This is a genomic window from Paraburkholderia sp. A1RI_3L (assembly GCF_048957895.1).
In the GTDB taxonomy this organism is placed as follows: domain Bacteria; phylum Pseudomonadota; class Gammaproteobacteria; order Burkholderiales; family Burkholderiaceae; genus Paraburkholderia; species Paraburkholderia kururiensis.
Window position 1 is genome coordinate 192,113 of sequence record NZ_JARCHA010000008.1, and the last position, 21,575, is coordinate 213,687.

At 63.8% G+C, this 21,575-nt stretch carries 20 protein-coding genes; 10 read left to right on the forward strand and 10 right to left on the reverse strand.

Annotated elements, in window-relative coordinates; genetic code table 11:
* Nucleotides 1–20: 20 nt before the first annotated feature.
* Nucleotides 21–1,436: an MFS transporter gene (locus PXJ20_RS21595; RefSeq protein ID WP_126876463.1), complete on the reverse strand. Its 1,416-nt coding sequence runs from the start codon at nt 1,434–1,436 to the stop codon at nt 21–23.
* A gap of 288 nt (nt 1,437–1,724) precedes the next feature.
* On the opposite strand from PXJ20_RS21595, the gene PXJ20_RS21600 reads away from it, so the two are divergent.
* From PXJ20_RS21600 to PXJ20_RS21610, 3 genes are all read left to right on the forward strand, one after another.
* Complete coding sequence (locus PXJ20_RS21600; RefSeq protein WP_026121972.1) at nt 1,725–2,147, forward strand: hypothetical protein; 423 nt, start codon at nt 1,725–1,727, stop codon at nt 2,145–2,147.
* Nucleotides 2,148–2,683: 536 nt separating this feature from the next.
* A complete protein-coding gene (locus tag PXJ20_RS21605; RefSeq protein ID WP_126876465.1) occupies nt 2,684–3,838 on the forward strand; it encodes a porin in 1,155 nt (384 codons plus the stop codon).
* A 407-nt stretch (nt 3,839–4,245) separates the two neighbouring features.
* Nucleotides 4,246–4,602, forward strand: a complete 357-nt coding sequence (locus tag PXJ20_RS21610) for a sugar ABC transporter ATPase (RefSeq protein ID WP_421031118.1) — start codon at nt 4,246–4,248, stop codon at nt 4,600–4,602.
* Between the two features lie 253 nt (nt 4,603–4,855).
* On the opposite strand, the gene PXJ20_RS21615 is transcribed toward PXJ20_RS21610, so the two are convergent.
* The gene (locus PXJ20_RS21615; protein WP_421031119.1) at nt 4,856–6,028 is read right to left on the reverse strand and encodes an NAD(P)/FAD-dependent oxidoreductase; all 1,173 of its coding nucleotides are present in this window, start codon (nt 6,026–6,028) and stop codon (nt 4,856–4,858) included.
* 97 nt (nt 6,029–6,125) lie between these two features.
* Nucleotides 6,126–7,625 carry an aldehyde dehydrogenase family protein gene (locus PXJ20_RS21620; protein WP_413214316.1) on the reverse strand — a complete coding sequence of 500 codons (1,500 nt, stop codon included), beginning with the start codon at nt 7,623–7,625 and terminating at the stop codon, nt 6,126–6,128.
* 313 nt (nt 7,626–7,938) lie between these two features.
* Here PXJ20_RS21620 and PXJ20_RS21625 point away from each other — a divergent pair, with 313 nt between their 5' ends.
* Nucleotides 7,939–8,586: a helix-turn-helix domain-containing protein gene (locus PXJ20_RS21625; RefSeq protein WP_126876469.1), complete on the forward strand. Its 648-nt coding sequence runs from the start codon at nt 7,939–7,941 to the stop codon at nt 8,584–8,586.
* Between the two features lie 2 nt (nt 8,587–8,588).
* On the opposite strand, the gene PXJ20_RS21630 is transcribed toward PXJ20_RS21625, so the two are convergent.
* On the reverse strand, nt 8,589–9,704 hold the full coding sequence (locus PXJ20_RS21630; RefSeq protein ID WP_421031120.1) for a 4-hydroxyphenylpyruvate dioxygenase family protein: 1,116 nt from the start codon (nt 9,702–9,704) through the stop codon (nt 8,589–8,591).
* A 194-nt stretch (nt 9,705–9,898) separates the two neighbouring features.
* Nucleotides 9,899–10,981 carry a pca operon transcription factor PcaQ gene (gene pcaQ / locus PXJ20_RS21635; RefSeq protein WP_421031121.1) on the reverse strand — a complete coding sequence of 361 codons (1,083 nt, stop codon included), beginning with the start codon at nt 10,979–10,981 and terminating at the stop codon, nt 9,899–9,901.
* A gap of 123 nt (nt 10,982–11,104) precedes the next feature.
* Here pcaQ and pcaH point away from each other — a divergent pair, with 123 nt between their 5' ends.
* Together pcaH and pcaG are read left to right on the forward strand one after the other, a co-directional pair.
* Nucleotides 11,105–11,809 (forward strand): protocatechuate 3,4-dioxygenase subunit beta, encoded by a 705-nt coding sequence (pcaH, locus tag PXJ20_RS21640; protein WP_017777422.1) that lies wholly within the window; start codon nt 11,105–11,107, stop codon nt 11,807–11,809.
* 3 nt (nt 11,810–11,812) lie between these two features.
* A complete protein-coding gene (gene pcaG / locus PXJ20_RS21645) occupies nt 11,813–12,400 on the forward strand; it encodes a protocatechuate 3,4-dioxygenase subunit alpha (RefSeq protein WP_421031122.1) in 588 nt (195 codons plus the stop codon).
* A 185-nt stretch (nt 12,401–12,585) separates the two neighbouring features.
* Here the strand turns inward: pcaG and PXJ20_RS21650 are convergent, their stop codons facing one another.
* Nucleotides 12,586–13,164 carry an NnrU family protein gene (locus PXJ20_RS21650; protein ID WP_421031123.1) on the reverse strand — a complete coding sequence of 193 codons (579 nt, stop codon included), beginning with the start codon at nt 13,162–13,164 and terminating at the stop codon, nt 12,586–12,588.
* Between the two features lie 225 nt (nt 13,165–13,389).
* On the opposite strand from PXJ20_RS21650, the gene PXJ20_RS21655 reads away from it, so the two are divergent.
* The 4 genes from PXJ20_RS21655 (at nt 13,390) to PXJ20_RS21670 (ending at nt 17,129) form a co-directional block, all read left to right on the forward strand.
* Nucleotides 13,390–13,776, forward strand: coding sequence for a hypothetical protein (locus PXJ20_RS21655; RefSeq protein WP_421031124.1), 387 nt, complete (start codon nt 13,390–13,392; stop codon nt 13,774–13,776).
* A 42-nt stretch (nt 13,777–13,818) separates the two neighbouring features.
* Nucleotides 13,819–14,364, forward strand: coding sequence for a GNAT family N-acetyltransferase (locus PXJ20_RS21660; RefSeq protein WP_421032594.1), 546 nt, complete (start codon nt 13,819–13,821; stop codon nt 14,362–14,364).
* A gap of 430 nt (nt 14,365–14,794) precedes the next feature.
* Nucleotides 14,795–16,645: a S10 family serine carboxypeptidase-like protein gene (locus tag PXJ20_RS21665; RefSeq protein ID WP_421031125.1), complete on the forward strand. Its 1,851-nt coding sequence runs from the start codon at nt 14,795–14,797 to the stop codon at nt 16,643–16,645.
* Nucleotides 16,646–16,715: 70 nt separating this feature from the next.
* Nucleotides 16,716–17,129: a hypothetical protein gene (locus tag PXJ20_RS21670; RefSeq protein ID WP_026121971.1), complete on the forward strand. Its 414-nt coding sequence runs from the start codon at nt 16,716–16,718 to the stop codon at nt 17,127–17,129.
* A gap of 97 nt (nt 17,130–17,226) precedes the next feature.
* Here the strand turns inward: PXJ20_RS21670 and PXJ20_RS21675 are convergent, their stop codons facing one another.
* The 4 genes from PXJ20_RS21675 to PXJ20_RS21690 form a co-directional block, all read right to left on the reverse strand.
* The gene (locus tag PXJ20_RS21675) at nt 17,227–18,036 is read right to left on the reverse strand and encodes a class II aldolase/adducin family protein (protein WP_421031126.1); all 810 of its coding nucleotides are present in this window, start codon (nt 18,034–18,036) and stop codon (nt 17,227–17,229) included.
* A gap of 195 nt (nt 18,037–18,231) precedes the next feature.
* A complete protein-coding gene (locus PXJ20_RS21680; RefSeq protein ID WP_026121970.1) occupies nt 18,232–18,489 on the reverse strand; it encodes an H-NS histone family protein in 258 nt (85 codons plus the stop codon).
* A 322-nt stretch (nt 18,490–18,811) separates the two neighbouring features.
* Entirely contained in the window at nt 18,812–20,998 is a 2,187-nt protein-coding gene (locus PXJ20_RS21685; RefSeq protein ID WP_421031127.1) for a TonB-dependent siderophore receptor, read from the reverse strand.
* Nucleotides 20,999–21,213: 215 nt separating this feature from the next.
* Entirely contained in the window at nt 21,214–21,531 is a 318-nt protein-coding gene (locus tag PXJ20_RS21690) for a hypothetical protein (RefSeq protein WP_017777412.1), read from the reverse strand.
* Nucleotides 21,532–21,575: the final 44 nt, after the last annotated feature.

The following is a 21,575-nucleotide window of genomic DNA, read 5'->3' on the forward strand; positions in this document are numbered from 1 at the left end:
TGCCGAGCCGTTGCTGCTTGCTACGCCGCCTTGCCGACCTTCCCGCGCACGCCGCGCGCGATCTCGTCGCCGGTGCCGTGCGGCAGCCTCGCGGTAACCGGAATCGACGCCACCGAAAACAGCGCGACCGCGAAAAACGCGGGCCAAAAGTCCGACCACACCACGTGGGCATGGCCTTGCAGGTCGCGCGAAATCTGCAACACGATGCCCGCGATGGTCACGCCGAGGCCCAGCGAAATCTGCTGGATCACGCTCGCCACGCTGGTTGCGCGACCGATGTCGCGGCCCGCAATGTCCGCGTAAGCAAGCGAGTTGAGGCTCGTGAATTGCAGCGACGGGAACACGCCGCCCACCAGCACCACGCACCAGATCACCCAATGCGGCGTGCCGGGAAAGAAGAAGCCATACGCGGCAATCGCCGCACCTGCGAGCGCGGCGTTCACCATGAGCACCTTGCGGAAGCCAAACTTCGCAAGCACGCGTGTCGCAATGGTCTTCATGAAGATCGAGCCGAACGCGGAGGCGCACGTAATGGAGCCCGACACGAACGCGGTCAGGCCCAGCCCTTCCTGGAGTGCCAGCGGCAGCAGGAACGGCACGGCGCCCAGCCCGATGCGAAACAGCGACCCGCCCACCACGCTTGCATGAAAGCTCGGAATGCGCAGAAAGCGCAGATCGAGCACGGGCCGCTCGGCGCGCTGCGCGTAGAACCAGTAGAGCGCGAGCAACAACGCGCCCGTCACGGTCATCACGAACGCCACGTTCGCCGACGCCAGTTCACCGCCCACGAGCGAAAGCCCGAGCATGAAGAGCGATGCGCCCGCAGCAGAAAGCACGAAGCCGATCCAGTCTAGCGGACCGGGATGCTCTTCGTGCATGTTGGCAATGTGGCGATTCGCGAGCCAGATACCGAAGAGACCGATGGGAATGTTGACGAAGAAGATCAGGCGCCAGTGCAGATAGGTGGTGATGAAGCCGCCCAGCGGCGGCCCCACGACAGGCCCTAGCAACGCGGGCACCGTGAGGTAGTTGACGGCGCGAATGAACTGGGACTTCGGCACCGAACGGAAGATGAGGATGCGCCCCACCGGCACCATCATCGCGCCGCCAATGCCTTGCACGAAGCGCGCAGCCACGAGCGCGGACAACGACGTGGCCGCCGCGCACAGCAGCGAGCCAGTCATGAAGATACCGATCGCCACGCGAAACACGGTGCGCGAGCCGAAGCGGTCGGCCACCCAGCCGCAGATGGGAATGAACACGCCGAGGCCGATCACATAGCTCGTGATGGCGAGTTTCAGCGAGATGGGGTCGTGTCCGAGGTCGCGTGCGAGGGCGGGAAGCGACGTCACGATGACCGTGGCGTCCACGTTTTCCATGAACATCGCGCACGCGACGATGAGCGGGACGATGAAGGGGCCGAGGGCGAGGGGCATGGAGACGGCGGCGCGGCAATCCGCGAGTCCGCGTAAAAGCGCCATTATGGCATCGGAGCGCAGCCTATGTTGTATGTGCAACATTCGCGAGTGGCCGCGCGCGCCGCGCAAACCCTCACCCCGCAAGGCTGTGACCGGCACGCAACGCGGCGAGCACAATTGTCAAAAGGCGGGTAAAGTGCGAAACCTGTCGCATGCCTATTAAATAAGCACGGCAAGCCTTTTGTTGCGGCCCTGAATAAAGCGTCCCCTAAAAAAGCACGCGCCGCGAAACATTCCACCGATCAGATGAAACGTCGTCTTTTTGCCCTTTTGCTCGCGGCAACGCCGTTGTTTTGCCAGGCGGCCGCGCTGGACGCGCCGCTCGCGTGCACGGTGTCCGCCCATCAGTTCGTCTCCGGCCTGATCGACCAGAACCTGATCCAGCCGCATGCCATGCGCGTGGAGAGCAACTCCATCAACGCGTTCTGGCCGATGCACGACGCCGATGTCACCGCATTCGGCTTTCGCGTGTTCGCCATCGTGGGCTACGAAAAGGACGACCCCATCTTCCGCACGGGCAGCGGCGAACCCGTGGGCAAATCGGCCTACGGCGCGGTAGTGATCGGCAGCGACAGCAAGGTGCAGTCGGCCGTGGCGGCGGCGGGTAGCCCCGCCATCGTGCGGCACGTCGGACCGCTCATGACAGCGATCTTCTGTCCGCGCAGTTAAGTGGCGGCACGTTCCTTTCTCATTCGTACCTTTCTATTCCCGCAATAAAGTTTTTCTGATTTTCCGGGAACTTAATACGACACGCCATATCGCGCACATAAAAAAAGCGGCCCGAAGGCCGCCTGAAAAAGATGAAAAAGACTGCCCTTGGTCAAGGGGCAAAACGGATTTTATGACTTTCGGCGCCCCCGAATGAGGCAATAACCGGGAATAGTGCTTTGCCCGAAACGGGACCAATCGGCCACACTGCCCTGAGGCACAATAGGCGCGCCAGCCCCGGCCGTCGCGCATAAGCAACATACCGCGGATCAACCAGGTTCGGTCACGCCGCGAAACGAACCGAAATAATCTTTTATTCGCACGCACTTACGTGCCGAATTGGCGGCATTACAAATCCCGGAAAGCACTGTTGTGCGATTTGGAATTAAAGTCCGCCGTCACCCGAATACACTTTCCCCCGAATCGTCAGACCACTCGCCTCTCGCGGTGAATACGCTGATGCGATTCTTCTGGATTGTCTCGGAGAGTTATAAATCATGAAAAAAACCCTTTTTGTCGCGGGCATCGTAGGTGCCTTCGCAGCCGCCTCGGCTCATGCGCAAAGCAGTGTGACCCTGTACGGCACGCTGGACGCCGGTCTCGTCTACTCGAACAACCAACTGGGCCACAGCAACTGGCAACAGGGCAGCGGTTCGGTGTCGAACACGTACTTCGGCCTGCGCGGCAGTGAAGACCTGGGTGGCGGCCTGCATGCCATCTTCAAGTTGGAGAACGGCTTCAATCTGAACAACGGCCAGTTCCGCGAAAGCAACACGTTGTTCAACCGTCAGGCGTACGTGGGCCTGCAAAGCAACCAGTTCGGTACGGTGACGCTGGGCCGCCAGTATGACTCCGTGGTGGACTACCTCGCGCCGATCTCGGCGGCGGGTTACGGCTACGGCAACAACCTTGCCGGACACCCGTTCGACAACGACAACCTCGACAACTCGTTCTCCATCAAGAACGCCGTGAAGTACGCCAGCCCGAATTTCGCCGGTGTGCAGTTCGGCGGCCTGTATGGCTTCAGCAATGCGGCCGGACAGTTCTCGAACAACCGCGCATGGAGCGTGGGCGCGTCGTATGCGAACGGTCCGCTGAACGTCGCGGCCGCCTACTTGCAGCTCAACAACTCGGGCAGCAACAACACGGGCGGTGCCGTGTCGGCGGGTGACGGCAGCGCGCAGGTCGCAGCCGCGCTGCAACGCACGTATGGCGCAGGCGTGAATTACACGTACGGCCCGGCAACGGTCGGCTTTGTGTACACGCACACGCAGTTCGACAACATGCAGAGCACGAATGTGGGCGGCACGTTCGTCGGCGGCCTGTCGGGCACGAACCTGCACCTCGACAACTACGAGATCAACGGCCGCTATGCCCTGACGCCGGCATTGAGCCTCGCCGCCGCGTACACGTTCACCGACGGTCGCGTGACGGGCTCGAACGGTACGGGGGACCCGAAGTGGCACACCGTGTCGCTGCAAGGCGATTACTCGCTCAGCAAGCGTACCGACGTGTACCTGGAAGGCGTGTACCAGCACGCATCGGGCGAGTTCGGCAACCTGGGCGCGAACGTAGCGGCCATCAACACGCTGTCGCCGTCGTCGACGCAGAACCAGACGGCCGTGGCAGTGGGCCTGCGTCACCGGTTCTAAGGCTCGATGAAGTTTGGCAGGCGCGGAGTCGCGTCGGGAAGCTGCAGCAGTCTCGCTGCACCTGACGCATCACTGCCTGCCTGAAGTCCCTGTGCAAAGTGCTGTGCGATACGCGCGCGTGGTGTGAACCATGCGCGCGTATTGCCATTGGCGTTGCCGCGTAGCGCCCCGAATACCGGCGCGTATATTGCCGAGTCGCGGCCTGCAAGTCCCCTCCACGCACCCCGCCTCGCTGCCCCTTCCTGTTGCATCTTCTTACGCACTCACGCGTGATGTCGTGCGTATACTGCTGCGCACCGCGTCGCCGCTCAGACGGCGCGCCAGGCCACGCATCCCCTCCACGTCGGCGCACAGGCGCCGGAGGCCGGGTGCGGATCGGTACAACGAACGCCCAGGTCAAGCCCGCCATGAAGAAATCGTTCCTTCTCGCCCCGAGCCTGCTGCTCGCCGCCTGCGGTTCGCCCAGCGGCCCTCAGCAGAACGCCGCCCTCGCCAACGACCCGACGCCGATGATCTACGTGTCGTCAATGCATGCGCCCGCGTCGATTTCCCGTTGCCTCGAGAACCGTCTCGGTCGCGTGCACGAATCGCGTGCGAACGGCGCCACGGAGCTCGAAGTGGGCTCCCGCTCGAACACGTCGTACTTCGTCACGTTGACGCCGTCGGCGAACGGGTCCGTGGTGCGCGTGGTGCATCCGGACAACGCGCCCAACGATCCGCCGGAAGAGGAAATGCGCTTTCACGTGGCGCGCTGCGCGGTTTGAAGTTTCGGGCTTGAGGCTTCGGGCTTGAGGCCTGGGGTTTGAGGGGCTTCGGGCTTGAGGCTCTGCCGTAAGGCTGAGTGCAGCCCGGCAGAAACGCGAGCGCGTCCGCCTGTCGCTATCGCCCGAAATTGTCGTCCGTAGTTATCAACAGAAAATGTGAGCAAGCCTGTGGATATCCTGGGCAAGCTGCGCGCAAGTGACTGACGCGCCAGCGAATCGGCGCGCTGCACTGCAAAGCGCGCGCCAGTCGGCGCTACACCACGTTCTTTTCCACGAAGGGCCGGTTCTCCAGCACACGGGCAAAGCCGAGCGCCGAAAGATCGAGCGTCGTATAGCGGCCGTGCAGGATCAGTTCGCTCACGCCGCGCCCCGTCGCCGGTCCCTGTTGCAGACCGTGGCCGCTGAAACCGTTGGCAAAGATGCAGTTATCGATATCGGGATGCGCGCCGATGATCGCGTTGTGGTCGAACACGTTGTACTCGTAGTAGCCCGACCAGCAGTTCTCCACGCGCAACGCTTCGAACTGCGGCACGCGGTGCGCGAGCGTGGGCCAGATCACCTCGTCGAAGAGCGCATGGTCCACTTCGTCGAGCGGCAGGTCGTCGGGATCGTTGTCGGGCGACGGCGACGTGCCGCAGATGTAGGTGCGCCCTTCGGGCCGGAAGTACACGCCTGTCGGGTCGACCAGCAGCGGACAGCGTTCCAGCTGCGCCGGCGAACTCACATTGAAAATGCTGCGGCGGCGCGCGAACACCGGAATGTCGATGCCGAGCATTGCCGCGATACGGCGGCACCATGCGCCCGCGGCGTTCACCACCACGTCGCAGGCATACGACTCGCCGTTCGCGTCCACGACATGCGTGACGCGCCGGCCATCGCGCACGAGCCCTGTCACGTCGCTCGGCACATAACGCGCACCCAATGCCTGCGCTTTTTTGCGCAGCGCCTGCACGAGACCGTAACCGTCGAACCAGCCCTCGCCGCTTTCGCCGAACGCGCCTGCCACGAGGTCTTCCGTGTTGAGCCACGCAAAGCGTTCGTCCAGTTGAGCGCGATCGAGCAGGCTGATGTCGGCGCCCAGGCGCTTTTGCAGCGCGTGATTCTCGCGCAGCGTATCGAGCCCCGCGGGCGTGGCGAGAAACAGATAGCCGCCCTCATGCAGATCGATGGACGGCTGCACGCCGTCCACTTCGAGCCGCTCGCCGATGGAGCGCAGAAACTCGATGCCGAACAGCGACATCTGGATGGAGAGCGGCGTCGAGAACTGCTGCCGGATAGACGCGGCCGACAACGCCGACGACGAGCGCGCATACGTCGGGTCGCGCTCGATGACGGTCACGTTCACCGTTGGGTCGGCGGCCCGCAGGAAATACGCAACCGAACTGCCGATTACCCCACCGCCGACGATGACGACTTTCGCACTCACCTGTCACTCCGTAAAAGAACGCTTCGACGCCCACGCGCCGAAGCGTTGACCACGCCGTTGTCCACGGCATTGAGCGAGCCGCGGAAACCCGCGCCCCTCAGCCGATATTGAAGTCGATGCCCTGCGCAAGCGGCAGCGCGGACGAGTAATTGACCGTGTTGGTCGCACGGCGCATGTAGCCCTTCCACGCATCCGAGCCCGACTCGCGGCCGCCACCGGTTTCCTTCTCGCCGCCGAACGCACCGCCAATTTCGGCGCCGCTCGGTCCGATGTTGACGTTGGCGATGCCACAGTCACTGCCCGTGGCCGAAAGAAAGCGTTCGGCCTCGCGCAGGTCGGTTGTGAAGACGCACGACGACAGACCGTGCGACGCCGCGTTGTTGGCCGCAATAGCTTCGTCGAAGTCGCGATAGCGCATGACGTAGAGAATCGGCGCGAAGGTTTCCTTGAGCACGATCGCGCTTTGCGCCGGCATTTCGACGAGCGCCGGACGCACGTAATAGCCGCCTTCCAGGCCCTTCACGTCGACGCGCTCGCCGCCATGCACCTTGCCGCCTTCGGCCTGCGCCTGCTGCAACGCTTCCTGCATCCGCGCAAACGACTGGCGGTCGATCAGCGGTCCCATCAGCGTGCCCGTTTCGAGCGGGTTGCCGATAGGCACCTTGCCGTAGAGCTGCTTGAGACGATCCACGGTTGCGTCGTAGACGCTCTCGTGCACGAAGAGCCGCCGCAGCGAAGTGCAACGCTGGCCCGCCGTGCCGACTGCGGAGAACAGGATGGCGCGCAGCGCGAGGTCGCGGTCCGCGCTCGGTGTCACGATGCCGGCGTTGTTGCCGCCCAGCTCGAGAATGGAGCGGCCGAAGCGCTTCGTCACTTCCACGCCCACGGCGCGGCCCATTTCGGTGCTGCCCGTCGCGCTGACGATGGCGGCGCGCGGGTCGGCAACCAGTTTCGCGCCCACTTCGCGGCCGCCGTGGATCAGGGCAACGAGCCCCTCGGGCGCATCGCCGAATTCCTTCAACACGTCCGTCATGATCTGCTGCACGGCGAGCGCGGTGAGCGGCGTCTTCTCCGAAGGCTTCCACACCACGGCGTTGCCGCAGACGAGTGCGAGCGCCGCGTTCCACGACCACACCGCGACCGGGAAATTGAACGCCGAGATAATCGCGCACACGCCCATGGGGTGCCACGTCTCGCCCATGCGGTGGCCGGGACGCTCGGACGCAATCGTGAGGCCGTACAACTGACGCGAAAGACCGACGGCAAAGTCGCAGATGTCGATCATTTCCTGCACTTCGCCCAGGCCTTCCTGAAGGATCTTGCCGGCTTCGAGCGACACGAGGCTGCCGAGCGCCTGCTTCTTCTCGCGCAGACGGTCGCCGAGCAGGCGCACCAGTTCGCCGCGGCGCGGCGCGGGCACGCTGCGCCAGCGGCTGAAGGCGTCCTGGGCGCGCGCCAGCACGGCATCGACGTCGGCCACGGTGTGGCTCGCAACGCGGCCGATGAGTTCACCCGAGATTGGCGAGTGAACCTCGATGTCGCCGGACTGGACAGCCTGCGCAATGCCGAGATCGGCGAGGATGGTCGAAGCGTTCATGGCGTTTCCCTTATTTCCGATAAGAAACAAACTTGCGTCCGGCGACTATACACGCCGTGCCCCGCGACGGCAATGCCGAGATTGCTGCGCATTCATCATAGGCGTTGGGCAAAAGCCTTGCCAGCACGTCTGTCGAGGCCAATCGGGCAGGATCGGCGCGCCCTTCCCGCCCTTCCCGCCCTTCCCGCCACTTCGCGAGACGCCCCAGCCCCCCGATTTCCGGTCCAGGCCTCGCGTTTCCTATAGGAACAAAATCCGATGTTATGATCGCCAACACCGTGCGCCCGGAGCGGCGCCTGCATCGATTGCGCTTATGGACACCAACCTCACCAAACCGGCCGAATCGTCCACCACGGACCTGGGCCGCCGCGTGCGCGCCGCCCGCGTGGCGCAAGACCTCACGCTCGAAGTGGCGAGCCGCCTGTGCGGCGTATCGCGCTCCACGCTCTCGAAGGTGGAAAACGGCCTGATGTCGCCCACCTTCGATGTGCTGCAAAAGATCGTGCTGGGGCTCAAGATCGATCTGGCCGAGCTATTCGGCTCCACGCCGAAGCTCAACGCAAGCGGCCGGCGCGCGATCACGCGCAAGAACGCGGGCCAACGCCACGCGTATCGCGGCTATCAGATGGAAGTGCTCGCCACGGACCTCGCGCACAAGGCCATGCTGCCGTTTCGCATCCGCATCACGGCGCATACGCTGGACGCGTTCGACGACTGGGGCCGCCACGAAGGCGAAGAGTTTCTGTATGTGATCAGCGGCAGCGTGTGCCTGTATTCGGAGCTGTACGCGCCCACGCAACTGGAAGCGGGCGACAGCATCTACTTCGACAGCCGCACGGGCCACGCGGCGGTTTCCACAAGCGAGGAAGACGCCGAAGTGTTGTGGCTGGCCACGGGCGCTGATGTGCCACAGTCCGCGCAGGTGGCACCGCCGGCACCCGCTGCGGGCGGGAAGCGCTGAGCTCAGCGCGCCGCCGCCAGCGCCGCGAGGTTGCCCTCGCCGAACCCGTGGTGTCCCTTGCGCTGCACGATCTCGAAGAAGATTTCGCCGGCGTTGCGCCGCACGAAGGTCTGGAAGAAGAGTTGCGGCGCACCCTTGCCCGTCTCGCCATCCACGAGAAGGTGCGCGCGCCGCAGACGTTCGATGTCGAGGCCGTGCCCCGGCAGCCGTGCGTCGATTCCCTCGTAGTAGCGCGGCGGCGGCTCCACGAAGCGCACGCCGTTGGCCGTGAGCGCGTCGACGCACGCGAAGATGTCGTCGGTGGCGAGCGCGATGTGCTGCACACCTTCACCCGGATGATCAGGCAGATACTCGTGCATGAGACTCGTGCGCGGCGTGCCTTCCTCGTAGAGCGGAATGCGGATCGCCCCGCACGGCGACACCATCACGCGCGATTCCGCCGAAACGTGCCAGTTCGCGTGCAACTCGTGAATCTCGCGGAAATTGAGCAGGTCGCGATAGAAATCCACCCACTCCTGCATGCGGCCCACGCCCACCGTCTGCGTGAGGTGATCCACCGCCACGAGCCCGCTGCCCGCGTGGCTGAGGTCCGCGTGGGCGGTATCGATATGAATGGGACGGAAGTCGATGTCGAAGATCGAGATGTCGCCCACGCCGCCCCGCTGGCCGCCGCGGCCGCGCCAGCGGTCCACGAAGTAGATGTGCGAATTGCCGATGCCCTGAATGGCCGGAATATAGAGTTCGCCCTTGCCGATCTTCTCGCCCTCGAACTGCCAGGCGCCCAGTTCCACGGCGCGCTCGAAAGCGCGCTGGGCATCGTTCACACGAATGCCGATCGCGCAGATGCCCGTGCCGTACTCCTCCGCGTAGCGGGCCGCGAACGAATCCGGCTCCGCGTTGATGAGGAAGTTCATCTCGCCCTGGCGGTACAGCGTGACGTTCTTGCTGATGTGGCGCGCAATGGGCTTGAAGCCGAGACGCGTAAAGGTTTGATCGAGCGCCTGCGGGTCGCGTGCGGCGAATTCGACGAACTCGAGGCCCGCGGTGCCGAGCGGATTGTGCTCGCGGTCCGCGGCGGCGTGCTGGGCGGCGGCGGGATCGGGCAGGTCGCTGGGCATGGTTTCTCCTTGTCGAGGCACTAGATACATCGAAGATGGCAATGCCGCTCGCCTCGCCGGATCGTGTTGCGCGGCGCGGCGCGCCTGCTGCGGTCCACCGGCGCGCTGCGGCCTGATTTGAACCGTGTTTTTACACCGGCTTCGCGGTCTGCCGCAACTGCAATTTGTACTGTATGGTTCACCCCGACCGCGCTTCAGCGACGGCCGCGCGAACGCCCTGTTTCGGCCGCTGCGGCAGCCCCCGTCGAGGTACGGCGCGGCGCGGTTTTGCGTGCCGGTTTAGCGGCGCGTTGCGTAACGGGTTTGGTTACGGGGTTGGCTGCGGGTTTGCCCACGGGTTTGCTCAATGAAGCGGCCCGCTCGCGCGCCACGGTGCGCACCGCGTCGATCAGCGCGCGGGCCACCGGCGAAGGCTCGGCATCCGTACGCTGAATGAGTCCGACGGGTTCCTCGGTGCCCGCGTGCGGCATCGGCAGACGCACGAGCGCGCCTTGCTGCAGATCGTGCTCGACGGCACCGGCCGGTGCAAACCAGACCGCGTCGTTCTGCAACGCAAGCAGCCGCGCCACGGAAACCGATAGCATCTCCACGAACGATGACAACGGCGGAACACCCCACGCCTTGAGCAGATTGTCCGCGGCCTGGCGGATGAGCGTGCCGTACGGCGGCAGCACGATCGTGAAGCGATCGAGCGCCGCGTGCAAATCGGCGTGCTCCACAAGCGGATGACCCGCGCGAACCACGGCGAGCAATGGCTCGCTGTAAAGCTGCTCGAAGCTCAAGCCCACCATGCGCTCGGGGTCCGCCAGCCGCCCCACCGCGAATGCAATCGCGCCCGACTTCAACCGCTCCAGCAACTCCGCGTTCGCCGCCGTGGCGAGCCGCACGATGACATGCGGCCAGTGTGCCGCGAACACCCGCAGCGCGGCCGGCACCAGCGACGGCGCAACCGTGGGTAGCACGCCGATATCGAGCGTGGCCGTGGTCGTGTTGCCATTGCGCGCGAGCAGATCCACGCCCTGGCGCAGCGCGCTCACGCAGGCGCTGGCGTGCGGCATGAAGAGCAGCCCTTCGCGCGTGGGCACGGCGCCGCGCCGGCCGCGCTCGAACAGCCTCACGCCGAGCACCGCCTCCAGTTCGGCGACGGTCTTCGACACGGCCGGCTGCGTGATGGAAAGGCTCTCGGCAGCCTTCTGCACGCTGCCGAACTGCGCCACGGCGAGAAAGCACTGCAGATGGCGGAACTTGACCCGGTTGTCGGCGAGACGTCGTTGCATAACCGTCCGTTATACGAAACGCGAAAAAACGTCATTTTGCATAACTTTCCGGGTTCGATAAAGTCGCATCATCCCGCTGCACCTCATCACCCCCACTCCACAACGATTCCAAGGAGACACCCGATGGACGATTCGATTCTGTCCGCGCGCGACTTCCCTTCTCATCCGGCCTACATCGATCCCGGCTATCGGTCGTCGGTGAAACGCGGTCCCACGCGTCCGCTCATTCCGCTGAAAGAAAAGCTGCGCGACCAGCACGCGCCCGTCTACGGCGCCGAAGACCTGGGCCCGCTCGACAACGACCTCACGCGCAATGCAGCCAGGAACGGCGCGCCGCTCGGCGAACGCATCATCGTGACGGGCCAGGTACTCGACGAAGGCGGCAAGCCGGTGCGCAACACGCTCGTGGAAGTCTGGCAGGCCAACGCCGCGGGCCGCTACGTGCACAAGCAGGACCAGCACGACGCGCCGCTCGATCCGAACTTCCTCGGTGCAGGCCGCTGCCTCACGGACAACGAAGGCCGCTATCGCTTCCTCACCATCAAGCCGGGCGCCTATCCCTGGGGCAATCATCCGAACGCGTGGCGGCCGAACCACATCCACTTCTCGCTGTTCGGCGACTACTTCGGCCAGCGGCTCGTCACGCAGATGTACTTCCCCGGCGACCCACTGCTCGCGTTCGACCCGATCTATCAGGGCGTGCCTGAAGGCGCGCGCGAGCGGCTGATTTCGCGCTTCTCGCTCGACACCACCGAAGAAGGCTTCTCGCTTGGCTACGAATTCGACATCGTGCTGCGCGGCCGCAACGAAACCCCGATGGAGCGTTGAACCATGACTCTCAAGCAAACGCCTTCGCAAACGGTCGGCCCGTACTTCGCCTACGGCCTGTGCCCCGAGCAATACAACTTCGACCACAAGAGCCTGTTCACGCCGGCGCTCGTCACGCCCGAAGCGCGGGGCGAGCACATTACGATCATCGGCCGCGTGTTCGACGGCGACGGCGCGCCGATTCCCGACGCGATGCTCGAATTCACGCAGGTCGATAGCGATGGCCGCTATCCGCAGACGAGCCAGGAGGCGAACGAAACGGGCTTTCGCGGCTTTGCCCGCGTGGGCACGGGTACGGATGCGAAGCAGCGCTTCATTGTCGAAACCGTGAAGCCCGGTCGTGCGTCGGACAACGGCGCGCCGCACATCGCCGTCACGGTGACGATGCGCGGTGTGCTGCTCCACGCCTTCACGCGCATCTATTTCGACGACGAAGCCGCGGCGAACGGACAAGATGCGGTGCTGTCGGCCGTGCCGGCCGAACGCCGCGCGACGCTGGTCGCGAAGCGCGAAGAACACGTGGGCCGCGTGGTCTACCGCTTCGACATCCACATGCAAGGCGACCGCGAGACGGTGTTCTTCGACGTGTAACGACACGGCGAAAGCGCCGACGTGCACGCTTCGGCGACGCGTCACGCCGCTTTCACGAGGCTTTCACATATCGGGACTACGATGCAGTCCGCGATAACCTGATCGCAAAACTCCGAGACACATTCGGTGCCCGCCTCGCGCGGGCACTTTTTTTATGGGTCTTTCGAGGTTTTATGCGATGGGTCTCAACCGAACGGGCGCACGCCGATCAGCACGCCGTGCAGCCACAATGCGAAGATCGCCCACGCAACGAGGCCGGCGACCACGCATATCAGGTCCTTCGAGAACCGGCCCGATGGATAAACGACGTTGGCCGCTGCATCGCGCCGCAGGGCCGCAATGAGGTCCACGACTGACCACACCAGAAACGCGCCGAACAGCATGAGCGCATTGAGCGTGCCGTTGGCCGCGAGGTGCGCGATGGCCCAGAGCATCACGCCCGTCACCATGGGGTGCTTCAGCAGCGACTTGAAATGCGTTTCGGGCACGTGTGCCGCGGGAAACAGAATGAACGCAAGCGCCGTGAGCGGCGCAGCGAGATGCGGCGCCCACGGCGGCGGCGTCCACAACACCACGGGATTGTGCCGGGCGAGGCCATAGCCCCACACCAGCAGCACGAAACCGATCAACGACACCACGGAGTACACGCTTTTCCAACCCTTCTCGCCGAGGCGGGCAATCTGCGCGCGCCGCCAGTCTTCGGCCACGATGCGAACCGAGTGCGCACCGAGAAAAACCACCAACCCGATAATCAGCACCGACATGTCTAGCACCTCGCGCAGGCTGCATGAAGATGGCGGCGATTGTCGCCCGAATTCGAGCCGGCTGACAAACGGATTTCGGATTTCAGATTTCGGATTTCGATGCACCACTCGCATGCATTGTGGTCGTGCGATTTTGTCGTTGATACTGTTGCGCAGCCGTTCGTGCCATCGCGCCCTTCACCACATACCCAGCGAATGCAAGCGGCATATCCCGGAGCACACCGCATGGAAACGAACTGGACGCTGATTCGCGAAGTCATCAACACCGCCATCGACAGCTGCGAGAAACTCGAACAGGCGGGTTACGCCGAACAACACCGAGGCATCACCATCGACGTGGGCGGACAGCGCGCGAGCGTGCGCGACTTCCTCGTCAGCGCGTGGACGCTGGCGGAAAACGCCCGCTACGAAATCATTCGCGAGCGACACGACCACGGCCTCGATCTGCCGTATGTGCCCGAGACGTCGCGCATTCTGGTGGCCGTCGCGGCAGCATGCGCGGAACTGGTCGGCGCAGGCAAGTCGCCGCCCGCCGAAGCGTTCATGCGCGGCATGATCGACTGGTATAGAAACCACTTCGACGCGCACGTCGGCAAGGCTATTTCGTCTTGATGTCGAGAACGCATGGACGACAACCCGAATAAACCACGGCGAATGGCGCCACGGCTAAGCGAAATCGAGATTGCATCGGCACGGCTTTCAATCAAACCGTTTTCCGCCGACGACGCAGACGCCGCGTTCAACTGCATTACGCCTACCCTCACCCGATTCATGGCGTGGGATCCACCCGCCAACAAAGAAGCCTTCAATCGCATCTGGCAGCAATGGCAGCTGGCTGCCGCAGAAGGATCGGAGTTTGTCTTCGCGATACGGGAACGCGAAAGTGCAGCGTTTCTTGGCTTGACGGGATTGCACCGGCTGCACAGCGAACACCCGGAACTGGGCATCTGGATTCGCGAAGATCGCCACCGCGAAGGTTTCGGCCGTGAAGCCGTGAGCCTTGTGGCTCGATGGGCAACGTGCATCCTCGGCATACAACGAGGCTTCACGTATCCCGTAGCAGAGGAAAATCGCGCAAGTCGCCGGATTGCCGAAGGGCTCGGTGGCGTCGTGGTCGAACAGCGAATCGAGCCTAAATATCGCGCTGTCGTGTATCGCATACCACCGCAGTCCATTGCGCACACCGATCCGCAAGCTTGACGCGAGCGCCGCGTTACACGCGGCATCGCTTTCGTCTGCGCACCAACCAGGAGCCCACTGCCACACCCCGACTGTCCGCCGCGAAGCCACGTACAAGAAACCGAACTACAGGCCCGTCACCCCGACTGCGCACACATGGGCGCCGCTTGACAAGGTCATGTGACCCCTCCTATTTTTCCCTTGTCGCTCGTCCTTACCAAATCTTTCTCAAGGCGGCGAAAGCCTCAAAACAGTAGGAGTTACTGACCATGCCTCACGGCATGTAGTTAGTACTCTTATTCATATCGGTCAGTTCAAGCTCAAGGCAGTTGTGAAAGTCGAACGTCAGCCGCAGGTGCCGGCGGGTTCTGCACGCGCTGTCTGTTTCTCATGTGCCCAACCGGCGAACGCGGTCTTGTGTAGTGGTATCTCACCAGTCACAGGGACAGAAATGAAACCAGACCGTAGTTCCAGCGGCAGCCGCGTCATCGCGCCGGCCCGCGCCGGCCGCGCGCGCCGTGGGCGCTGGCTCGCAGTGCCAGGCGCATTGCTCACGAGCGTACTGATTCTTGCGGGTTGCGGCGGCGGCGATAGCGGCTCGGGATCGTCTGCGGCAAGCGCCATGCGCCAGGTAGCCGCAAATCAGGCCGCCGCACAAACGCCTGCGGCCAATCAAGCCAATCAGCCCTACACCGACCCGGTGGCCTACTCGCTCAATGCCAATGACGGTCTGCCCCTTTCGCAGGTGAAGGAACGCGCGGCCGTCATGCATTACCAGTGGACGTCGGGCCAGAGCACCGTCAACTACACGACGACCACCGGCCATCTGACAGCTCTGGATGCGAACGGCAATCCGGAAGCCACCATGTCGTACGTTGCCTACACGGCCCCGAACGCGGACGGTTCGCCACGGCCCGTCACGTTCTTTTATAACGGCGGTCCCGGTTCGTCATCCATCTGGCTGCGGCTGGGCTCGTTCGCGCCCACGCGCGTCGCCACGCCTGACCCGCTGCTCACCAACTGGCCCAACTATCCGCTCGTCAACAACAGCGAGAGCCTGATCGACACCACGGACATGGTGTTCATCGATCCTCCGGGCACCGGTCTTTCCGAAGCGATCCTGCCGAACACGAACCAGAAATTCTGGGGCTGCGATCCCGACGTGAACGTGATGCGCGATTTCATCACGCGCTATCTGACGGTGAACAACCGCAGCAGCTCGCCCATTTATCTGTACGGCGAATCGTATGGCACGCCGCGCACCGACATGCTCGCGCTCGCGCTCGAGTCCTCGGGCGTGCACCTCACGGGCATCGTGCTGCAGTCGTCCATCCTCAACTACTTCGCCGACGCCATCGAAGCCACCGCGATCACGGCATCCACCGAAGGACTGATGCTCGACACCGATACACTCGCGGGCTATTACCCCGGCTATGCGGCCGTGGCGGCCTATTTCAATCAGGTCTCGCCACCGCCGCTCGACATGGGTCTCTATGCGCTGCAATCCGAAATATTCGCGACGGGCCAGTACAACCACTTCCAGAAGTATGCGCAGTCGTGGGTACTGAGCCAGCTCGGCATTCCGGACGCGCTCGGCACGCCGGTGTTTCCGGCCACGCGCACGCTGGAATCGTGGCGCTGGCCGTCGAGCCTGACCTTGCAGGCGCTGCAGGGTTACTTCAACGTGAATCCGTTCAATACGGCGCTGCTGCCCGGCACGACGATTGGCCGCTACGACGGACGCGTTTCGCTGCCCAATTCGGACCCGCGTCTGCAGAACGATTCGGACCCGTCGGACATCCTGATCTCGCAGCCGTTCACCACCGCACTGCAGACGCAGATGCCGAACTACCTGGGCTACCGTGCGCCGAACGCGGCATACATGCCGCTCAACGACGCCATCATCCAGGTGTGGGACTTCTCGCATGACGGCCAGCCGCTGCCGGACACGCTGCCCGATCTGCTCGGCGCCATCACGCTCAACCCGCAGTTGAAGGTACTTGCGGAGAACGGCTATCACGATCTCGCCACGCCGTTCTTCAATACGGAAAAGCAGCTCGCGCGGTTGCAAACGGTGCCGGGCATGAATCCGAACCTGCAGGTGAACTTCTTCCAGGGCGGCCACATGATTTATCTGGACGACGTGGCCCGTCCGCAGATGAAGACCGACCTCGTGGACTACTACCGCGGCCAGCCGATTCCGCTCGCACTCTCGCTGTGGACGCTGCCGGCGCCGTGGCCCGACGAGAGCCCGGCCGGCACACCCACGGCCGCCGCGGCACAGACCGCGGCCGCGCAGTAAGCTAAGGAGAAACGCGGGCATCCGTTCGCGCGGGCGCCCGCCCCATCATGCCCTTCTATTGCGAGTGATCATGTCTCCAATCGATATGCTGCGGCGCGTTCTGCCGCTAATCGTGCTCGGCGCCGTGGTCGGCAACGTTCAGGCGTCCGATCTTCAGTCCGTCGCGCCCGTCACGCTGCCCAAAGGCGGCCACGGCGTGGATGGTCCGTTCTTCCCGACCAACCGTCCCGTGCCTGTCGTGCCGTCCACCGGAACCCAGCTCCAGCAGCAGGCACAGCAACGCATCGAAGCGCGCCTCGGCGCCAATACGGTGCTGAGCAACGGCGCTGCCATCACCAAGGCGCAGGCCCAGACGAGCGGGCTCGGGTATATCGCCAAGCACTTCGACCAGATCGATACGTCGCATACGGGACGCGTGTCGATGAGCGACGTCCGGCAGTATCTGCAACAGCAACAGGCACAGTTGCAGCAGAAGCGTCAGTGATGTCGTGCAGGTCGTGAGTACTGTGCGGGTTATGTGATGTTCCGTTCAGCGGCTGCACGAGTCGAAGGCAGCCGTTGAACGGACGACGCAGCCCGCGCTAGCTGCGATAGTCGGAAAGCGTGTTGTCGATGAGCCGCAACGCGGCTTCCCATGCGAGTTGCACGATGCCTTCGGCTTCGTCCCGCTGGAATTGACTGGCCGTGAGCTTGCAGACCGCCTCGGAAGGCATCGAGAGTTCCGCGCCGCCCGCCAGCGCCTGGACCTGAATCTGGCAAGCGCGCTCGAGGAAGTAGATCTCCTGAAAGGCAGCCGCCGCCGACGCGCCCCCCGCCAGCAAGCCATGATTGCGCAGGATCATCGCGTTGCATGATCCCAGATCGGCAATCAGCCGCTCGCGCTCGCCGAGATCGAGCGCAATGCCTTCGTAGTCGTGATACGCGAGGCGACCGTAAAACTTCAGCGCGTGCTGGCTGATCGGCAGGAGTCCGTGCTTTTGCGCCGACACCGCCGACCCCGCCGCCGTATGCGTGTGCACGACGAAGCGCAGGTCGGGACGCGCCATATGCACCGCGGAGTGAATCGTGAAGCCCGCGGCGTTCACGCGGTAGCGTGCGGGGTCGTCGGATACGGCGGGCTCGACGACGCGTCCGTCGCGGTCGATCTTCACGAGATCGGAAGCACGCATCTCATCGAACAACACGCCGTAGCGATTGATCAGGAAATGGTGCTCGGGACCCGGCACGCGTGCGGTGATATGGGTGTCGATCAGGTCCGTCATGCGGAAATGCGCAACGAGCCGATAAAGCGCGGCGAGATCGCAGCGGGTGGCCCATTCGTCGTCGCTGTAACGCGAGGAAGCCGCAGCCGCTGCGGTCGTGGATGCCGATGAATTCGGGGTGGCCGCCATGCGGAAAGCTCCTGAATCGACTGAACAGCACGCGCGTGCCGTGGTGCAAAATCCCGCCGCGCAATATCCGTCTGCCAAATACTTTTTATTGCCGGGATTCAGCGGAATTGAGCGGCGGTCCTGATACGAAAATAACGGCGGCTGGAATAACGCGCATCACCTATTCGCGAAAACACAGCAATGCGCTTTACCGCTTCAGCAGCGGAAATGCTCCATGTTCTGGCCCGCATTGACCGCCCGGGTCAGCCATTCGGGCCGCTCGCCCTGGCCGTCCCAGGTGTTGCCATATGCATCGCGGTACATGGGGGACTTTTGCGCATCGGCCGCTATGGAGGCTTCAAGGTCTTCCAGCGTAATCCCGAATTCATCCATACGGCGTCGAATCCACACGATCAGCCGTTCGCGCGCCTCTCCGTCGAGGTCGAACATTCGTAAGTCCTCTCGCTCCGTCACGACGTGCCGCATTGTTCCGTGTCGGAAAATGCACGTCTCAAAAGGGTTTTGAATACTGAATAGGACAAAGGCTTCGCTGATGCCAGCGAAGCCTTACTGTTTGTTTTGACGAGGGCGGGGGCGAGACCGCGTTCGATTCGAACCCGCGGCGTGCGTTCCGGAGATGGACTGGATGGGCCGCTCCGCCCGCAAATCAATACCTTGCGCTGTGCCAGATACCGCAAACGGCGCCCATCATACCCTGCGCCAGGCCCGCTGATCAAGGGATTGTCGCGAGGCCCAGGGTCGTGCGCAAGCCCCGCCGGGCAAGGCTCTCACGGCATCAGAAATCAAGCCGTGCGGAGAGCAGAAACTCGCGGCTCTCGCCAATCGTGACGAACGGCAGCCCCGTGCAGCAGCTCGACGTGTAGTACGTCGAGTTGAAGAGGTTTTTCGCGTTCAACTGCCACGCAATGGAGCGGCCATAAATGCGCGAATCCCACGCCACGAACGCATCCACCACGTGTCCCCACGGCAGGTGGTACACCTTGCCCGTGCCGTCGCCCACTGGCAGGCTGCTGAACACGCGACCGCCCACGCCGGCGCGTACGCGACCGCTCACGGGCGCCTCGCCGACGTTGCCGAAATCGTGCGTGAGGTACAGCGCACCCGCGTGCTTCGGCGCATTGGGCAGCGGATTGCCGGCGAGCTTCGGGTCGTCGGCATAACGCGCTTCGGTGTAGGTATAGCTGCCGATCACGCTCCACGTGTTGCTGAGCTTGCCGTTCGCCTCGAGTTCGAGCCCGCGCGAGCGCGCACGCCCTGCATTGCGCGTGTAGTTCACGCCGTTGATGGTTTCCGTGGTCTGGATGTTGCGCTTGTGGATGTCGAACAGCGCGACCGACGCCGTGATCCGATCGGTCACCAGCTTCGAGCCCGCTTCCCACGCGTTCGCTTCTTCGGGCGGCAGATCGCCGATAGGCTGCGCAATCGACGTATTCGGCCGGAACGACTGGCTATAGCTCGCATAGACCGACCACGCCGGATCGATCTTGTAGACCACGCCCGCGCGCGGCACCACCTTGTCGGCATGCACGTTGGCGCCGGTCACGAAGGGCCGTCCCTTGCCCGTGAGTTCGCCGAACGACTCGTAACGCAGCCCGCCCATCACGATCCAGCGGTCGCCCAGATGCACCGCGTCCTGCACGAACGCGCCGCGCGAAATGAGCTTGTCGGTCTGGTCGCTGTCGGCCTTCGAGAGCGTACTGGTCTGCGAAAGCAGGCCGTACACCGGCGCATACAGGTTGAAGCTGGAGCTGTTCTTGCCGCGATAAAGGTCGCCCAGCACGCGATAGTTGCGCATGTAATCGACGCCCGCGAGCACGTCGTGCTGCAGCCCGAAAAGCTGCACCTTGCCTTCCAGGTTCAACGTGAGGTTGTGCACGTCCTGCACGCCGTTCTGCGTGCTGTCCACGCGGCGCGTGAGCACGCCCGTATTGAAGTTCGCCGAGAGCACGCGCGCCTGCCAGTCGTTGTAGTAGGTGCGGTTGTAGCCGTAGCCCGCATGCACGGTCCAGTTCGGGCTCAGCTTGTGATCGACGCGCAGGTTGACCGCATCGGAGCGGCCAGTCGAGACGTTGTAGCGCTCGTCGAGCCGTTCGTCGGCGGGAATCGCCACGGGATTGCCCGTGCGCGTGTCGATCAGCGTGCCGCGGTCGAACGGCACGGAGTAATTCATGTGCTCGTATTGCAGCAGCACTGTCGTATCGCGCCCGTACCAGGCGAGCGACGGCGCGATGGTCTCCTGGCGCGTCTGCCCGAAGTTGCGCCAGTAATCGACGCGCTGATGATCGGCAATCAGCCGGTACGCCAGACCCGAGGTGCCGACAGGCCCGGTCAGGTCGATCTGCGCGCCGCCTCCGCCGTACGAACTCGCGAAGCCCGACACCGAATTCTGTGCTTCGAGTTGCGGCTTCTTCGTCACGACGTTGATGATGCCGCCCGGGTCCTGAATGCCGTAGAGCATCGACGCCGGGCCTTTCAGCACTTCGATGCGCTCCGTGGTGGGCGTGAAGTTGCGCGGCTGCACGGACTGCATGCCGTCGCGCAGGATGGAGTTGTCGCGGTTGTCGCCGAAGCCGCGTTTCACGATGGCATCGAGCGTGCCGCCAAGCGTATTGCCCATGCGCACGCCGGGCACGGTGGCGAGGGCGTCGGCGAGACTGTCGGGTGCGCGGTCTTCGATCTGCTGCTGGGTGACGACGTTGACCGCTTGGGGCACATCGATGAGCGGCGTGTCGGTTCGCGTGGCCACCGTGGCGCGCCGCGGCTGGTAGCCCGTTTCGTCGAGCGGCTTCGATGCGCTGACTTTTACGGCCGGTAATGACGGCGTGGCGTCGGCCTGGGGCGTCCTGGTTTCCGTTTGGGCGTTGCTCACTGCGCCTGTTACGGCGCTACCCGTCACCGCTTCTGCGCGCACGGCCGTTGCCGCCCATCCCTGCGCGACCACGAGCGATGCCGCGCATGCCAATCCTCGGCGCCTCGTGCGCCGCTTGCTGCTTTCCATCCGGTACCCCGAATCCATTTGTAAGTTTTCTGGAAGACGGGGATAGTACCGTTATCGAGAATGATTCTCAATAATTTATTTTCGGGAAGCTGTCTCTGAGTTGAACGAAAGCCTTCGTTGCGTGGACGTGAGGCGCTTGCGGCCCGCAGCGCGGGGCATCAAGCCTCAAGCGTCAGGCCTCAAGCGTCCGGCGACGCCTTCGAAGCCGCTTTGCGCCTGTCCCGGAAGAAATGAACGAGCGCGGCAACGCCGAGCAAGAACATCAGAAAACTGCCGATCGGCAGCGTCATGAGGCCCATCCAGCCCAGCACGCCCATGGACCCCAGCAACTCGCCGAAGTCGTGCCCCAAGATCACGCAGGGGTAAAAGCCCGCCTCGTCCAGCCGGCATCCGTTCGCAGTCGCCACGGCGCCGGCAATGAAGACCGAGATGAACGGCGACGCGGTGAACAGGGCAATGAGCCAGAAGGCCAGCACATAGCGTTTGCGGAGGGTCATGGGGCGGTCCTCGAGTTCTTGCGCACGTCTTCGCGCGATTTTTC

Coding starts and splice junctions, on each gene's coding strand:
- PXJ20_RS21655 (WP_421031124.1), top strand. CDS start 13,390: ATGGAAACGAACTGGACGCTGATTCGCGAAGTCATCAACACCGCCATC.
- pcaH (WP_017777422.1), top strand. CDS start 11,105: ATGGACGATTCGATTCTGTCCGCGCGCGACTTCCCTTCTCATCCGGCC.
- PXJ20_RS21605 (WP_126876465.1), top strand. CDS start 2,684: ATGAAAAAAACCCTTTTTGTCGCGGGCATCGTAGGTGCCTTCGCAGCC.
- PXJ20_RS21600 (WP_026121972.1), top strand. CDS start 1,725: ATGAAACGTCGTCTTTTTGCCCTTTTGCTCGCGGCAACGCCGTTGTTT.
- PXJ20_RS21595 (WP_126876463.1), bottom strand. CDS start 1,436: ATGCCCCTCGCCCTCGGCCCCTTCATCGTCCCGCTCATCGTCGCGTGC.
- pcaG (WP_421031122.1), top strand. CDS start 11,813: ATGACTCTCAAGCAAACGCCTTCGCAAACGGTCGGCCCGTACTTCGCC.
- PXJ20_RS21620 (WP_413214316.1), bottom strand. CDS start 7,625: ATGAACGCTTCGACCATCCTCGCCGATCTCGGCATTGCGCAGGCTGTC.
- pcaQ (WP_421031121.1), bottom strand. CDS start 10,981: ATGCAACGACGTCTCGCCGACAACCGGGTCAAGTTCCGCCATCTGCAG.
- PXJ20_RS21690 (WP_017777412.1), bottom strand. CDS start 21,531: ATGACCCTCCGCAAACGCTATGTGCTGGCCTTCTGGCTCATTGCCCTG.
- PXJ20_RS21675 (WP_421031126.1), bottom strand. CDS start 18,036: ATGGCGGCCACCCCGAATTCATCGGCATCCACGACCGCAGCGGCTGCG.
- PXJ20_RS21665 (WP_421031125.1), top strand. CDS start 14,795: ATGAAACCAGACCGTAGTTCCAGCGGCAGCCGCGTCATCGCGCCGGCC.
- PXJ20_RS21610 (WP_421031118.1), top strand. CDS start 4,246: ATGAAGAAATCGTTCCTTCTCGCCCCGAGCCTGCTGCTCGCCGCCTGC.
- PXJ20_RS21650 (WP_421031123.1), bottom strand. CDS start 13,164: ATGTCGGTGCTGATTATCGGGTTGGTGGTTTTTCTCGGTGCGCACTCG.
- PXJ20_RS21630 (WP_421031120.1), bottom strand. CDS start 9,704: ATGCCCAGCGACCTGCCCGATCCCGCCGCCGCCCAGCACGCCGCCGCG.
- PXJ20_RS21660 (WP_421032594.1), top strand. CDS start 13,819: ATGGCGCCACGGCTAAGCGAAATCGAGATTGCATCGGCACGGCTTTCA.
- PXJ20_RS21625 (WP_126876469.1), top strand. CDS start 7,939: ATGGACACCAACCTCACCAAACCGGCCGAATCGTCCACCACGGACCTG.
- PXJ20_RS21670 (WP_026121971.1), top strand. CDS start 16,716: ATGTCTCCAATCGATATGCTGCGGCGCGTTCTGCCGCTAATCGTGCTC.